11 protein-coding genes are annotated in these 15,775 nt (G+C 67.2%); 6 read left to right on the top strand and 5 right to left on the bottom strand.

All coding sequences use genetic code 11. The features are described from left to right. Positions 1-19: 19 nt before the first annotated feature. Positions 20-1,372, bottom strand: coding sequence for a serine hydrolase domain-containing protein (locus OG203_RS23320; protein WP_405167706.1), 1,353 nt, complete (start codon positions 1,370-1,372; stop codon positions 20-22). A 338-nt stretch (positions 1,373-1,710) separates the two neighbouring features. On the opposite strand from OG203_RS23320, the gene OG203_RS23315 reads away from it, so the two are divergent. The 5 genes from OG203_RS23315 to OG203_RS23295 all read left to right on the top strand — a co-directional run bounded on the left by OG203_RS23315 (position 1,711) and on the right by OG203_RS23295 (position 7,421). Further along, positions 1,711-2,151: a Fur family transcriptional regulator gene (locus tag OG203_RS23315; RefSeq protein ID WP_405167705.1), complete on the top strand. Its 441-nt coding sequence runs from the start codon at positions 1,711-1,713 to the stop codon at positions 2,149-2,151. Positions 2,152-2,206: 55 nt separating this feature from the next. After that, positions 2,207-3,694: a catalase gene (locus OG203_RS23310; RefSeq protein ID WP_405167704.1), complete on the top strand. Its 1,488-nt coding sequence runs from the start codon at positions 2,207-2,209 to the stop codon at positions 3,692-3,694. Positions 3,695-3,820: 126 nt separating this feature from the next. Beyond that, entirely contained in the window at positions 3,821-4,744 is a 924-nt protein-coding gene (gene bla / locus OG203_RS23305; RefSeq protein WP_405167703.1) for a class A beta-lactamase, read from the top strand. Positions 4,745-5,607: 863 nt separating this feature from the next. Then, positions 5,608-6,834 carry a cytochrome P450 gene (locus OG203_RS23300; protein ID WP_405167702.1) on the top strand — a complete coding sequence of 409 codons (1,227 nt, stop codon included), beginning with the start codon at positions 5,608-5,610 and terminating at the stop codon, positions 6,832-6,834. Continuing rightward, complete coding sequence (locus OG203_RS23295) at positions 6,831-7,421, top strand: TetR/AcrR family transcriptional regulator (RefSeq protein WP_405167701.1); 591 nt, start codon at positions 6,831-6,833, stop codon at positions 7,419-7,421. The genes OG203_RS23300 and OG203_RS23295 overlap by 4 nt, the downstream gene beginning before the upstream one ends. A 56-nt stretch (positions 7,422-7,477) precedes the next feature. On the opposite strand, the gene OG203_RS23290 is transcribed toward OG203_RS23295, so the two are convergent. Further along, positions 7,478-8,713 carry an FAD-dependent monooxygenase gene (locus tag OG203_RS23290; protein ID WP_405167700.1) on the bottom strand — a complete coding sequence of 412 codons (1,236 nt, stop codon included), beginning with the start codon at positions 8,711-8,713 and terminating at the stop codon, positions 7,478-7,480. A 101-nt stretch (positions 8,714-8,814) separates the two neighbouring features. Between OG203_RS23290 and OG203_RS23285 the strand changes: the two genes are divergently transcribed. Next, positions 8,815-9,387, top strand: coding sequence for a TetR/AcrR family transcriptional regulator (locus OG203_RS23285; protein WP_405167699.1), 573 nt, complete (start codon positions 8,815-8,817; stop codon positions 9,385-9,387). Between the two features lie 33 nt (positions 9,388-9,420). Here the strand turns inward: OG203_RS23285 and atzF are convergent, their stop codons facing one another. Genes atzF through OG203_RS23270 form a run of 3 tightly spaced genes read right to left on the bottom strand, consistent with a single transcriptional unit; the run spans position 9,421 to position 15,566 of the window. Beyond that, a complete protein-coding gene (atzF, locus tag OG203_RS23280; RefSeq protein ID WP_405167698.1) occupies positions 9,421-11,181 on the bottom strand; it encodes an allophanate hydrolase in 1,761 nt (586 codons plus the stop codon). Then, the gene (gene uca, locus OG203_RS23275) at positions 11,182-14,841 is read right to left on the bottom strand and encodes an urea carboxylase (protein WP_405167697.1); all 3,660 of its coding nucleotides are present in this window, start codon (positions 14,839-14,841) and stop codon (positions 11,182-11,184) included. Between the two features lie 23 nt (positions 14,842-14,864). Further along, positions 14,865-15,566: a GntR family transcriptional regulator gene (locus OG203_RS23270; RefSeq protein WP_405167696.1), complete on the bottom strand. Its 702-nt coding sequence runs from the start codon at positions 15,564-15,566 to the stop codon at positions 14,865-14,867. Positions 15,567-15,775: the final 209 nt, after the last annotated feature.

The following is a 15,775-nucleotide window of genomic DNA, read 5'->3' as shown; positions in this document are numbered from 1 at the left end:
GTTGTGGTACGCCCGAGACTCAATGGATGCCAGGGGCATCGGGGCCGAGGCAGGCCAGAATCGCACAACCGGGCGCGGTGTCCCAAAATGGCGGGGCCAGCGGATAGTCCAGGCAGGAGAAGACATTGCAGCCCGGATAGGCGTCGGGGCCGATGCCGAACACCGCGAGCAGGATGTTCGGGTCGACATACTTTCGCGGGTCCAGTTGGACCGGTGGCTCGACAAACGGGCCAGGGTCGGGCAGCGGCCTGTTATAGAACGCCGCGAACAGTTTACGGAAGAACTCGTACGGCAATTCCGCCTGATTCTGCAGGGTGCCGGTCAGGCCCTTGTCGCTGCGATTCCCGAAGAACCCGGTCCAGACGACCGTGAGGTCGAGGCTCGGAATACCGAAAACATTCTGCATGCCGAGCCCGTCCATCATGAACACGTCGGGCGGCACGTTGTAGAGCGGTGCCGCGCACTCGGGACCGAGCCAGAACAGGTACCCGTAGCATTCGTTGCCTGCGGACGGATGAAGTGCTTGCCGCAGATAGTTGGTCGAGACGATTTGTTTTGTGCCCCAACGTCCGTCGTTGCTCACCAGCAGGCCGAGTTTGGCGAAGTCGTTCGGCGGGATCATCAGGTGCGCGTAGCCGTAGGTGTGCCCGGCTCGATCGCGTGCCCAGTAGTAGTCGCCGCGTGCGATGCCGAGCGGATCGAAGAGTTCACGTTGCGCGAATTGCTGCAGTGGTTCGCCGATGGCCAACTCGAGGACATAGGTGAGTAGGTCGACGTTGCGCTGGCTATAGCTGAATACCGTGCCCGGCGGATTCTCCAGCGGCATGCCCAATGCCTGCACGGCGCTGTTCGGGTCGATCGGGACCACCCCGGAGATCCCCTCGGTGAGCGCGCCGACCGCCAATCCCGATGACTCGGTGAGCAGATTCGCCACGGTGATCGAGCGATGCTCCGCGTCGCCGAGTTCGGCGGGCAGGTACCGGCCGATCGGGGCGGAGATATCGAGCTTTCCCTGATCCCACGCGATGCCGGCGAGTATCGAGACGATGCTCTTGGTCGAACTCCAGATGTTCCACGCCACGTTTCCGGTCTGTGCGTTCGTCGGCCCCTCACCGATCAGGCAGTTGTGCCGGAACACCTGTACGTTCAACCGGTTTCGGGTGGCGGCGAAGGTCAGCGCGTCCGCGAGCCGCGCGGAGTCGAGGCCGACCTGCTCCGGCTTCGCCCGCGCGAACTCGCGCCCTGACTGCGGCGTGCACCGCACCTCGCCGGAAACGCGAGTCGGCGCCGCGTGCGCGCTGCCGGTGAAGATATTGCCCGCCACCAGCGATAACGCAGCGAACACGACGAGAAACCCACCGAATCGCCCCATGGGCACGAGGCTATCGCGCAGCCCCGCCTCGACCTGGCCTTCGCGGCGGCGAGCCGGGCCGGAAAACACAAACGCCGCCAGGTCGCAAAACCTGGCGGCGCTGAGTCGCCGGACGCCACGCCAGCGTCACGACTCCAAGTCGACGTCCCACAAGCGCCTCTCGGCGGGTGGTCGCTCGTAGCGACAAATGGGGTGAGGCCCGGGGCTGTCCGGACGCCGACAGTGGTGATCAACGACCACCTGCCCAGAAGTATTCCGCGCTCTCGAATGTGATCCGCGCCACGAAAGCGCATCCTCCTTTTCTTGACTAATTCCAGAAAAGGAGGAGTATCGAAGACATGCACACCAACCACACCGATCCGCAAGCGCAGTTGCGTGCGGCGGGCCTGCGGGTCACCGCCCCGCGGGTCGCGGTGTTGAACGCGGTCGCCGCCTCGCCGCATGCCGATGCGGATCGGGTGGCCGCCACCGTTCGCGAGGCCCTGGGTTCGGTGTCGACGCAGGCTGTCTACGACGTATTGCGCGCCTGCGTGCACGCCGGAATCCTGCGGCGCATCGAGCCCGCCGGTTCGGCCGCGCTGTATGAGACCAGGGCCGGGGACAACCACCACCACCTGGTGTGCCGTAGCTGCGGCACGGTCGTCGACGTCGACTGTGTCGTGGGCGCAGCGCCCTGTCTTGAACCCGCTGACGCGCACGGGTTCGCGGTCGACGAGGCCGAGGTCGTCTTCTGGGGACTGTGCCCGACCTGCCGTTCCACACAGCGGCAGCCATCCTGATCGGCCCGGGTCAGCCCACCCGGGACGTCGTCCATCAGCCGAGGAGGCTTCGAGAATGACCAAGCCGACAACCACCAACACCGGAACCCCGGTGGAAAGCGACAACGAATCGCTCACCGCCGGTACCCAGGGCCCGATCCTGCTGCACGACCACTACCTCATCGAGAAGCTCGCCCAATTCAACCGCGAGCGGGTGCCGGAGCGGATCGTGCACGCCAAGGGCGCTGGCGCCTACGGCGAGCTGGTGGTAACCAACGACGTCAGCCGCTACACCAAGGCCAAGCTGTTCCAGCCGGGTGCGCGGACCGAGTCGCTTGTCCGGTTCTCCACCGTCGCCGGCGAGCAGGGCAGCCCCGACACCTGGCGCGACCCACGGGGTTTCGCGGTGAAGTTCTACACCGAGGACGGCAACTACGACCTCGTCGGCAACAACACCCCGGTCTTCTTCATCAAGGACCCGATCAAGTTCCCCGACTTCATCCGATCGCAGAAGCGCCTGCCTGGCAACGGACTTCGCGATCACAACATGCAGTGGGACTTCTGGACCCTGCGCCCGGAGACGGCGCACCAGGTGACCTGGCTGATGGGCGATCGAGGCATCCCGAAGACCTACCGGCACATGAACGGCTACGGCTCGCACACCTACCAGTGGATCAACGCGGCGGGCGAACGCTTCTGGGTGAAGTACCACTTCAAGACCGACCAGGGCGTCGACTACCTCACCCAGGCCGACGCGGACCGGATCGCGGGCGAGAACGCCGACTACCACCGCAAGGATCTGTGGGACGCGATCGAGCGCGGCGAGTTCCCGAGCTGGACGTTGCACGTGCAGGTGATGCCGGACGCCGACGCCGAGGGCTATCGGTTCAACCCGTTCGACCTGACCAAGGTGTGGTCGCACAAGGACTACCCGCTCATCGAGGTCGGCAAGTGGACGCTGAACCGCAACCCCGGCAACTACTTCGTCGATATCGAGCAGGCCGCCTTCGAGCCGTCGAATGTCGTTCCCGGCATTGGCTTTTCGCCGGACAAGATGCTGCTCGGCCGGGTGTTCGCCTACGCGGACGCGCACCGCTACCGGATCGGCACCAACTACGCGCAGCTGCCGCCGAACCTGCCGAGGGCCGCCGAGGTGAACTCCTACTCCAAGGAGGGCGCCATGCGGTACACCTACAACGACGCGAGCGTGCCGGTGTACGCGCCGAACTCCTTCGGCGGCCCGCACGCCGACCCGGCACAGGCGCCCGACGGCGGTCTGTGGGAATTCGATCCGACGATGGTGCGCGCGGGCTACGTCCAGCACGCCGAGGACGGCGACTTCACCCAGGCCGGCACCATGGTTCGCGAGGTGTTCAACGATGAGCAACGCGACCGGCTGGTGAACAACATCGTCGGGCACGTGCTCGGCGGTGTGCGAGAGCCGGTGCTGAGCCGGGTCTTCGAGTACTGGACGAATGTGGACCCCGATCTCGGCAAGCGCGTCGAGGAGGGCGTTCTGGCCGGTCTCGACGGCGGTTCGACGCCGCCGCCTGCGCAGGGCTGAGCGGCGACGTAGTTCGACATCGAGGCAGGTGTGCACCGTTTTCGGTGCACACCTGCCCTGGCTTCAGCACGTTCAGGGGACCGAAGTCCGTTTGCCCGGTGGTGGCTCGCCTGCAACAGTGATGGGATGTTTCGGCTGACGCGTGATTCCCGGGTGGCCCTGGCCACCGCCGCTCTCGTTCTCCCGTTGCTTGCCGCTTGCGGCACCGATACCCCTGCGGCGCATACCGACCCGCCGAGCGCCAGCGCGCAGGCCGACAGTTCCGCCGCCGCCGAGCTGGCGGCGCTGGAGAAGCAGTACGGCGCGCAGCTCGGCGTGTTCGCGGTCGATACCGGCAGCGGCAAGACCCTCGTAGCGGGCGGGGACCAGCGCTTCCCGTTCCTGTCCACCTTCAAGGGTCTGGCCGCCGCAGCCTTGCTCAAGGCACATCCGCTCGACACCGGCTACTTCGATCAGGTCATCCACTACACCCAAGCCGATCTGCTCAGCTACTCGCCGGTGACCAGCACCAAGGTGGCCGAGGGCATGACGGTCGCCCAACTGGCCGACGCCGCGATCACGCAGAGCGACAACACCGCCGGCAACCTGCTGCTGCGCGAACTCGGCGGCCCCCAAGCGCTTACGGACTTTCTGCGCACCCTCGGCGATCAGGTGAGCCACCTCGACCGCTGGGAACCGGACCTCAATACCGCGATCCCCGGCGACGAGCGCGACACCACCACCCCGGCCGCGCTCGCCGCCGACTACCGCGCGGTCGTTGTCGGCGATGCCCTCGGCGCCCCCGAGCGCGATCGGCTTACCGGCTGGCTGAAGGCGAACACCACCGGCGACAAGCGAATTCGCGCTGGGGTGCCCGCAGGCTGGACCACCGGCGACAAGACCGGCACCGGTGATTACGGCTGCGCCAACGATGTGGCGGTCACCTGGCCCGACGGTGCCGGTGCGCCACTGGTCATCGCGATCCAGTCCCGCAAGCCGGCCAAGGATGCCGAGCCGAGCAACGACCTGGTCGCCGACGCCACCAAGGTTGTCGTCAAGACGCTGCACTGACCTTGCCGCCGCTGTCCGCCATTCCTGTTGGCGGACAGCGGATTCCGGCATTCGTCGGGTAGCGTCACGCGGTCCGGCGATGCCGATGACCGCGGCCCATCGGTCAACATCACCGCGATGGTGATGGCCGCGAATCGCGCTGTGCCGTGCGCTATTACGGTGCTGGAAATGGGTGTGCATGTCGCGCCGTCACTGCTGAACTACGGCGCAAATCTACGACAGAGTGTAGTAGACCTGGTCGGCTTCGACCAGGTTCCTGTCAACGGTTACAGCAGGCCCCACCAATACAGCAGGCAGGCCAGTGCCCAGACCACCACGGTTTCCATCGTTGCTCCCACTCTCCTTGGCGCTCCTGCCTCCATCATCCGCTATCCGGGACCGGGTGGTACAAACTCGGTACATTCCGCGCCCAGATGGCCGGATAACCTGCGATTTCGCGCCTGCAAGGTGTTCTTAAGTCCGTGCTAAGCCCGCGCGTGCATTGTTTGTGTCAACACCGAACGCCTCGGGCGGGGAGGTTCCGGGGCGTTCGGTGTTGCGGCCACCGCCGGGGGTGGGGAACGGGGCGCGACCTGTCTTCGAGGGGTTGACAGGTCGGGCCTCGGGGGAAGGGTGCTTGCCGGGCCGGTCCACGAGGGGTGACCGGCCTGGCAGGCCACTCGGGATACCTGACACGCTTTTCGCTGGCTCTTCCGGGAGCTGACCGGCAACGAGCACCGTGTTGCCACTGCTGAGGTAACCGCGGGCGCGGCGACGGTCCCGACGCGGAGGGTGGCCGGACCGGTTTCGGAGGGTAATCGGCCCGGCGCCATCGAATAGAACTTGTTCTAGACACAATTGTGGATTTGTCTTACCGTCACTACATGTTGATCGATGCGTATCGGCCCGCTCCCGTCTTCGAGCTCCGCTCCGGCGCCACCTGGACGTCGCCGTGGGAGATGTATGCCGCACTGCGCGAACAGGATCCGGTGCATCACGTGGTGCCGCCGACGCGTCCCGACAACGACTACTGGGTGCTCACCCGGCACGAGGACGTGTACGCGGCGGCCCGCGACAGCGAGACCTACTCCTCGCGCGACGGGCTGACCGTGGAGTACGGCGAGCTGGAACAGATCGGGCTCGCCGACAATCCGCCGCTGGTGATGCAGGATCCGCCGGAGCACACCGACTTTCGCAGACTCGTCGCCCGCGGGTTCACCCCGCGCCAGGTCACCGAGGTGGAACCGGTGGTGCGCCGGTTCGTCCGCGACCGCCTCGACCGGATCGCCGAGGACGGCGGCGGCGACATCGTCAAGCAGGTGTTCAAGCCGCTGCCGAGCATGGTGGTCGCCTACTACCTCGGGGTGCCCGCCGAGGATCGGGCCCGGTTCGATGGCTGGACCGACGCGGTGGTCGCGGGCAGCATCGATCGCGCGCAGACCCAAGCCCTGCCCGCTTCGATGGCGATGATGGGCTACTTCGCCGAACTCATCAAGCGGCGCCGGACCGATCCGGGGGAGGATACGGTGTCACTGCTCGTGCAGGCTGGCATGGCGGCGGACGACCTGGATGTCCGTGGCCTGGTGCAGATCCTGGCCTACACCTGGACGATGGTCGCCGGCGGCAACGACACCACGACGGGGTTGCTCGGCGGCGCTGTGCAACTGCTGCAACAACATCCGGACCAGCGGGCCGCGCTGGCCGCGGACAAGAACCAAATCCGCGCGGCCGTAGAGGAATTCGCCAGGCTGACCGCGCCGGTGCAGGGTCTGGCACGCACGACCACGCGCGCAGTCGAGTTGCACGGCAAGACGATTCCCGTTGGTCGCAAGGTATTACTGGTGTTCGGCTCCGCCAACCGGGACGAACGGGCGTTCGGCGCCGACGCGGCAGTCCTCGACATCGATCGGAATCCGCAGCGAATCCTCACTTTCGGGCATGGCCCGCACCACTGCCTCGGCGCGGCCGCGGCTCGGATGCAGGCACGGGTGGCATTGGAGGAACTGCTCGATCGCTTCCCGAACTTCGCGGTGGATATCGACGCGGTCGAATACGCACCGGGGCCCTATGTCCGGCGCCCGACCACCGTCCCGTTCCGGTGCGCCGCGTGACCGGCGACTGGCTGGCGGACGGCCGGGCTGAGCTGGCCAGCGAGCGCATCCTGGACGCGGTCCGCGCGCTGTTCATCGACAAGGGGGTCAGCGGCGTCGGCATGGCCGAAGTCGCTGAGGCCGCAGGCTGTTCCAGAGCGACGCTCTACCGCTACTTCGACAACCGTCAGGCGCTGTACGTCGCCTTCGCCGGCCGCGAGGCGCGTCAGGTGATCGAGCGCGTGTGGCGGGCCCCGGTCGTCACCGCGGCCACCGATCCCGGCGAACAACTGCTCGACGGTTTGACCGCGTTGATCGCCGAGGTCCGCAAAACACCGCACCTGGCAGTGTGGTTCGCGCCGGCCAACGCGGGAATCGTTGCCCAGCTGTCGAATTCATCGGAGGTGGTGGACACTCTCGCGACCGACTTCGTCAGCGGCTTCCGTCCGGATCTGTCCGCGCCCGCCGCACGCAGGCTCGGCCAATGGTTCGTCCGCGTCATGGTGTCCCTGCTGACTCTGCCGGGCGCGACCGAAGACGAAGAGCGCGCGATGCTTCGCGACTTCGCCCTCCCGTTCCTCCTCGACCCGCGAACGACGGTCGAGTAGCCGCATACGACAGTGACCGGATCCGCGCTGGACGGTTCCGGTCGTTGTGGTTCGGGCTACTGGCTGACGGTCTGCGCGGAGTAGTCGGGCAGGTCGTAGGACTCGGTCTTGGTGAGCATCTTCATCATGACCGGCTTCATCACCTTCGAGGTCATCAGCTTGCTGACGGTCTGGCCCGCGCGAATGGCGAAGGCGGTCTTGGGGGTGATGGCCTTCAGCCCGCCCGGCTGGAGCTCCTGCGCCTTCGCGACGAACGGGCGAAGCACCTCCTCGTAGCGGGCCAGCGCCTGCTCGGGATCGCCCGCGTGCGCGGCGATTTCACCGGCGAGCACGTAGGCGCCGATCAATGCCATCGCGGTGCCGTTGCCGCTGAGTGGCGAACCGCAGTATCCGGCGTCGCCGAGCAGCACGACCCGGCCCTTCGACCAGGTCGGCATGTCGATCCTGGCCAGCTCGTCGAAGTAGAAGTCGGTGGCCGCGCTCATGGCGTCGGTGATCGTGGCCGCCTCCCAGCCGCCACCGGCCAGCCGCTGCCGGATCAGCTCCTGCTGAGCCGAAACATCGCGGCGCAGTGCGGGATCGGCGTCGGTACGGATGGTGACCAATGCCTTGGCGGTCGCCGGATCGAGGTCGGGGCGCAGGCCGATATTGGTCGCGCCGACCAACGAGTGCAGCGTGAACCAGTTGTTCTCCACGTCCTCCGGTGACGGCATGGTGAAGAAGGACATGTACCCGCCCAGATACGTCGAGAACTGCTCGGTCGGGCCGAACACCATGCGGCGGGTGCCGGAATGCAGTCCGTCCGCACCGATTACGAGATCGAAACGCTGCGCCGAGCCAGCGGCGAAGGTGACGTCGACGCCCGTCTCGTCCTGTTGGATGTCGGTGATCCATTCGCCGTAGCGGTAGTCGACGCCGCCAGCCTCGGCCAGCGCGTCGAGCAGCACCTGGTTGAAATCGCCACGGGTGAGCTCGATTTCGGCGACACCGCCCTTGCCGTCGAACATCTCGGTCGGCATCCGCAAGACCTCGCGGCCCGCGGCGTCAACGAACTTCATGCCGCGCTCGTCGAGCTGGTACTTGCGGATCCCCGGCATCAGGCCCATCCGCTCGGCCACCTCGCAGCTCGGCCCGCGCAGGTCGACGGCCTGTCCGCCCGGCCGCGGCGCTTCGGCCCGCTCCACCACGGTGGCCCGGATGCCTGCCCGAAGCAGTTGCAGCGCAACCGCATTGCCGCCGATGCCGCCGCCGGCGATCAGGATGCGGGTCGCTGTGGAGTGGTTGCTGCTCATGGTCTGTTCCCTCGCTTGGGTCGAATGTCTTAGACGTATGTCTACACCGCACTTGCACGATTGTCTAGCACAAATGTGTAAGACATCCGTACATTGGAGCCATGGGAAACAGACAAGCGCTGCTCGCGGCCGCCCGCACCTGCGTCTACCTGCGTGGATTCGCGGGCACGACGGCACGCGACATCGCCACCGAGGCGGGGGTGAGCCTGGCCGCGATCGGCTATCACTTCGGCACGAAGGACCGCCTACTCACCGAGGCCTTCACGGAAGCGGCCGGTCATTTGATGGGCGACGAGCTCGCGGAGCGCATCCGCGCCGCGGCCCGTGCCCGATCACGGGCTGCGGCCTTCGCCGACACGTGGACCGGCATCGGGGACCTGTTCACCCGGCACCGCGACGCGATCGTCGCGAGCGCCGAGAACCTGATCCGCGGCCATCGCTCGACCACCGCGGATCAGCGCCACATGGCGACGGTCCATGAAGACGCGGTCGCCGAATTCGCCGCGCTGGTCGGCGACACGCTGCCGACGCTGTCCGAGGCGCAGGCCCGCGCGATCGGCAAGCTGTACTTCGTCCTCATCAACGGGCTGGCCATGCAATGGATCAGCGACCCGATCAGCCCACTGCCGACCGGCGAAGAACTCGCCACCGCGGTAGTGGCACTAGCTCACTAGTGGCCATGGCGGCGGCTAGGCGCGAGAAGGCACTCAGGGCACGGCGCGCTCGAGGTAGGACTTCCAGCCGCCGAAGGAGGTGATGTCGGTGGCTGTGCTCGCCGCGTCGTAGGTGCAGGCGAAGCCGATTACCGAACGGCCATCGGACAATTCGATGCTGGTCAGCGCCATCGGAGCAGGGAGGGCGGCGAGGAAGCTGCCGAGTCCGGCCTCGGAAACGCGGAAGAGTTCACCGCCGATGGGGGCGCCGAGGCCGTCGCCGTGGCGAACGAGTCCGGGCTTCGGGGGCGTGGTGTCCAGGGCGGTCAGGCGGTAGGCGTCAGTGGTGTGGATTTCTCCGGTGCAGCGGGCACCGATCTGTTCGAGCTGCCAGTGCAGCGGCTGGCCGCGCAGGTGCGCGCCGAAGACGGCCAGTTCGACACCGCGTTCGACCAGCAGCGGGGTGGGTTCGGCACCGAGCATGCGGGCGGCGAGATCGACGGCGACCTGGTCGGTGAAGGCGGGCGTCACCAGCATGACGCCGAAAGGCGGGCCGTCGGCGGTGGGTTCGCCGGGGATGGCGAGTGCCGCCATGTCGAGGAGGTTGCAGAAGTTGGTGTAGGTGCCGAGGCGTCTGTTGATGCCTATCGGATCCGCTTGTACCGCAGCGATACTCGGGTGTTCGGTGGTCGTCGGCAGTAGCAGTGCGTCGAAGCCGTTGAGCAGTTCGGCGGCTGCCGCGCGGGTACGGGCCAGTGTGTCGAGGTCAGCGGCGAACGCGGGACCTGTTGTGGTACCCGCTGATTCGATGATCGCGGCGACGGTGGGATCGGCACCGGCGGGCGCCGTGGTCAGGAAGGCGCCGACCGCCGCGTAGCGTTCGGCGACGATCGCGCCGTCGTAGAGCAGCAGCGCGGCATCGAGCAGGCCGGAGATGTCGACCTCCTCGATCTTCGCGCCGGAATCCGCGACGGCGGCCGCGGTCCGCGCGAAGGCGTCCCGATACGGCCCGCTCAGCGCGGCGAGGTCCGCGGCGCGCGGGATCGCGATGCGCGGGGCCAGCGGCGCGGCGAGCCGGACATCGGCGGGCCAGTCGCGGCTGCGCGGATCCCGCGGTTCGGGTCCGGACATGACCGCGGCGGCGGACACCGCGGCCGCGAGGTCGGCGGCGAACACGGTGACGGCGTCGTAGTCCGCGCAGGCAGGCACGACACCGTGCACCGGGATGATGCCCAAAGTGGCCTTGATGCCGACGATTCCGTGGAAGGCAGCCGGAACGCGTCCGGAACCCGCTGTGTCGGTGCCGATTCCGATATCGGCGATACCGAGCGCGACCGCAACGGCCGAACCCGAACTGGAGCCACCGGAGATCAGCGCGGGATCGTGCGCGTTACGCACGGCGCCATAGGGGCTGCGCGTGCCGACCAGCCCCGTGGCGAACTGGTCGAGGTTGGTCTTACCGAGCACGATTGCGCCCGCCGCGACCAGCCGCTCGATCGCGGCGGCGGTCGCCTCGGCGGTGTAGGCGAATTCGGGGCAGGCCGCGGTCGTCGGCAGCCCGGCGACATCGATATTGTCCTTGACCGCAACCAGCACACCGGCCAACGCCAGCGAATCACCGTCGGCGAGGCGCTGTTCGACCGCCGCTGCGTCGGCGGCGACCTCGCTCTCCTGGCGCAGGGTTATCCACACCTCGGGCCGATCCACCTCGGCGATCCGCCGATACGCGGCGGCCACCCGTTCGGTGGGTAGTGCGCCGTTGCCTAGGGGGACGGCAGTCGGCGGGGTGGGTAGGGACGGCTCGCCAGCGGCCATTCAGTCGACTCCGATCACTGCCAGTGGGGTTCCCGGTTCTACCTTGGCACCTGGCGTCGCCAGTACCTTCAAAACGGTGCCGGTGCCCGGGCTGTGCACTGGCAGTTCGAGTTTCATCGCTTCCAGCACGGCGATCGGTGTTCCTGCCGTGAGTCGTTGTCCCGCTTCGACTTCGATCCGCCAGACATTGCCGATCATCGGCGCCGTCACCACCGTCGCGCCAGGGGGCATGCCGTCCAGTGGGTCGTCGATGGGCTCGGTGACCGGCGCGGTCGTTGTCGGCCGGTCGAATTCGCCCGCCGCCCGCCATGCGGTCTTCTCCGCCTTGAACGCCGCGGCCTGCTTGGCCTCGAATGCGGCGATGGCTTCGGCGTTTTCGCTGAGCAGTCGCAGGTGGTCGGCCAGCGCGAAGGTGCCGTCGCTGACCTCGGCGTCGAACCGGCCAGCCTTGGCGGCCTCGCGGTAGTCGAGGAGTTGTTCGGGACTCACCGGCTCCCAGACAATGCGGTCGAAGAACCGGAACAGCCAGGGTGTGCCCGGCTCGAATGGAGCGGACTGCCGGTAGCTTGACCAGATCGGCACGGTCCGTCCGATCAGTTGATATCCGCCGGGCGAGGCCATGCCGTATACGCAGAGGTACTTGCCGCCGATGCCGACCGCGTCCGAGGGGGTCCAGGTGCGGGCCGGGTTGTATTTGGTGGTGACGAGGCGGTGTCGTGGATCGAGCGGAACCGCAAGCGGCGCACCGAGATACACGTCGCCGAGGCCGAGCACGAGGTATTCGGCGTCGAACACGGTGGCGCGCACGTCATCGACGCTGTCGAGTCCGTTGACGCGGCGGATGAATTCGGTGTTGGACGGCAGCCACGGCGCGGTGTCGCGAACTCCGCTGCGGTAGCGGTCGATCGCCTCGGCGATGGACGGGTCGTCGAACGAGAGCGGCAGCCGGATGGTGCGGCTCGGCACCACCAGGTCGGTGGTCGCTGGCAGGGCGAGTTCGAGCTCGTGCAGCATGCCGAGCAGGCGATATTGCGGCAGCACTCGGGGATCGAAGTGGATGTGCAGAGAGCGGACGCCGGGGGTGACGTCGAGGACGCCGGGTAGGCCGGTGTCCGCGAGCGCCTCGGCCAGTGCGTGTACGCGCATGCGGAGGCCGAGATCAAGGACCATGTCGCCGTATTCGACCAGGATGTTGTCGTCGCCGCCGCGCAGATAGGCAACCTTCGGTCGATCGCCGTCAGCGTCGAGCGAGCCGAGAATGCCACGATCACGCAGTGCGGCAACGGGATTCGCGGCAATGTCGTGTGCGCGAGCGGTGTTCGATCCGCGTAATGCGACCGCTTCGTCGTCGGTGACTGGTACGAATCGGAGGGTGTCGCCGGGACGCAGCTGGCCGAGTTTCCACCGGTGTGCCGAGACGACGGTCAGCGGGCAGGCGAAACCGCCGAGGCTCGGGCCGTCGGGGCCGAGCAGGATCGGGGTGTCGCCGGAGACGTTCAATGTGCCGACGCTGTACGGGTTGTCGTGCAGGTTGGACGGATGCAGCCCGGCGTCGCCGCCGTCGGTGCGCGACCAGGTCGGTTTCGGTCCTTCGAGGCGGATGCCGGTGCGGTTGGCGTGGCTGCCGACTTGCCAAGGGTGCGTGTAGAACTGGGTCATATCGGCGTCGGTGAAATAGGCGGGCGAGGTCTGCGGTCCCTCGCCGACGGCGAGCTGCCAGTCGTGAGTGAAGTCGGGGCGCTCGTGCGTTGGCACCTCGGTCGGAGTGCCGAGAGTTGCCTCTGGTGTCGGCGCTATGCCCAGAACATCGCCTGTCACAACGGCTTTGCCGGTCACGCCGCCGAAGCCGCCGAGAGTGAAGGTGGCGGCGCTACCGTGATAGAGCGGTGCGTCGATGCCGCCGCGCACTGCCAGGTAGGTGCGCAGGCCCGCGTCGGCCGGTGTGCCGATGTCCAGGACCGAACCGGCGGGCACGGTGATCGGCTGCCACATGTCCACGGGTTGATCGTCGACGGCGACCGGAGTGGATGCGCCGGTCACGCACACCACCGTGGTGTCGGAGACGCGCAGCCGCGGGCCCTGCAACGTGCATTCCAGCGCGGGTACGCCGACCGGATTGCCGACCGCGGTATTGGCGAGGGTGAACGACAGGTCGTCCATCGGGCCGGAAGGTGGAATCCCGACCTGCCACAAGCCGATTCGGCCCGGATAGTCCTGCACCGTCGTCATGGTGCCGCCGCGCAGCACGTCGATGCGGCGGCCGACCGGACGGATATCGGCCAGGGTGGTCGTGACGTGTTCCGCGTTCAGCACGCGCGGGTCGCGTGCCGCCTGGCGTAGTTGCGGGAGGTTCGTCTGCACACCATAGATTCGGGAGTCGGCGAGTGCGTCGGTGAGGCGGGCGAAGGCGTGGTCGCGGCTGTCGCCGGCCGCGATCACCTTGGCCAGCAACGGGTCGTAATGCGGGCTGACCTCGGTGCCGGTGCCGACCCAGGTGTCGACGCGGATGCCGTCCGGCTCGGTCCGGTGCGCGGTTTCGGCGCCGGTGTCGGTGTCGAGCGGGAAGGTGGCGGCCGTGACCAACCCGGCGCTCGGGCGGTAGTCGTGGCCGGGATCTTCCGCGTAGACCCTGGCTTCCACGGCCCAGCCGGTGATCGGCGGCCCGCTCTCCGGCTGTTCGTCCACCATCGAGGTATCGCCACCGGCCAGGCGCAGCATCCACGCGACGAGGTCGATGCCGGTCACCGCCTCCGTCACCGGATGTTCCACTTGCAGGCGGGTATTCATCTCGAGGAACGATGCGGTGCCGTGTTCGGTGTCGTAGACGAACTCGACCGTCCCGGCAGAGCGATAGCCTACCGATCGCGCGAGTTCCCTTGATGCCGAAAGCAATTGGTCGGTCAGCGCGGAGTCGAGGCCGGGTGCGGGCGCTTCCTCGACCACCTTCTGATTGCGCCGCTGCAGCGAACAATCTCTGGTGCCGAGGCTCACCACGCGGCCGTGGCCGTCGCCGAACAACTGCACTTCCACGTGCCTTGCTCGTGCGACGAAGCGCTCGAGGAAGACGCCGGTCGAGGCGAAGTTAGTGGCCGCCAGACGCTGTACGCGCTGGTAGGCCGCGCGCAGCTGGTCCGAGCTGAAGCAGGCCTGCATGCCGATGCCGCCACCGCCGCCGACCGCCTTGAGCATCACCGGGTAGCCGATCCGATCGGCCTCCGCCGCCGCGTGCTCGGCCGAATCGAGCAGTCCGCTGCCGGGAATGAGCGGTACACCCACCGCTCGCGCCGCCTCCCGTGCGGTGTGCTTGTCGCCGAAGACGCGCAGCTGCTCCGGGGTCGGGCCGACGAACCGCACACCCGATGCAGCCACCGTCGAGGCGAAATCGGCGTTTTCCGAAAGGAATCCGTAGCCGGGATGGATGGCGCCTGCGCCGGTGGCCAGCGCCGCTTCGATCACCCGATCCGCGCGCAGGTAGGACTCGGCCGCCGGGCCAGGGCCGAGACGCACTGCGACATCGGCGGTTTCGACATGGGCCGCGCCGGTGTCGGCGTCGGAGTAGACGGCGACCGTCTTCAGGCCCAATGCCTTCGCGGATCGGATGATCCGGCAGGCGATCTCGCCACGATTGGCGACGAGCACCGTATCGAATTCCAGCCTCACGTGCTTGCCCCTATTCAGTTGAGTTATTCGGCGGCCATCGCGGCGATGGCCCTGGTGACCCGTTCGAGCACCACGTCGAGCGATTCGCCGATGTGCGTGTGCAGCAGCCGGTAGGCGAGGGAAAGATCCTCGGCCAGCACGGCTTCCAGGATGCCGAGGTGCTCGGCGATGGTGGTCTCGATGCGGTTGTTGACCATGAAGTCGTACATCCGGACGTGCCGGATCCGTGAGTTCACCGCCGTCAACGCCCGCACCATTTCGGCGTTACCCGCCGCGGTGAGCAGGGTGACGTGGAATTCCTCGTCGCGCACCACGAATCCCGGCTCCTGCACGGGTGGGTCGGCGCGCAACTCCAGCCACGCGTCGCGCTCGACCTCGAGCAGTGCGCGGTCGTGCGTCACCGCCGGATTGGTCATCGCACGCTGTATGCCACCGAGCTCCACCGTGATTCGCAGCTCATACAGGTCACGGATCAGCGGAATACTCGGCCGCACCGGGCTGAACCCATACTCCTCGCGCTGCAACAGCCCATCGGAGCACAGCACCGTCAACGCTTCCCGAATCGGCGTCCGCGAAATCCCGAACCGAGCCGACAACTTAGGCTCGGTAAGCCGCTCCCCGAACTTGATATCCCCATTCATCAACTCACTACGCAACGCCGCATAAACCACGTCCCGCAGCGGCCTCCCCGCCGCATCTTCCACTGTGGCCAACCGTGTCGACATGCCTGTATACGCTAAGAACCTCGCGTTTCGCCGATGTGACGGCAGGTTATCAAGGCGTAAGCGTCTGCTCACCGCTTGTAGAGAGCGGCAGCCGTATTCGCTCAGAGCGCCCCACGCCGCACTGACGCTGCTGTCTAGTTGCCTGTGGCTGCCGGCGATGTCCTGATGTCTCTATTCTTAGGACAAAGTCGGATTTCTGGCTCAAGTTT

The organism is Nocardia sp. NBC_01499, assembly GCF_045040275.1.
Classification (GTDB): Bacteria; Actinomycetota; Actinomycetes; order Mycobacteriales; family Mycobacteriaceae; genus Nocardia.
Note: the sequence above shows the minus strand (reverse complement) of the source record. Positions and strands in the feature narration are given on the sequence as shown.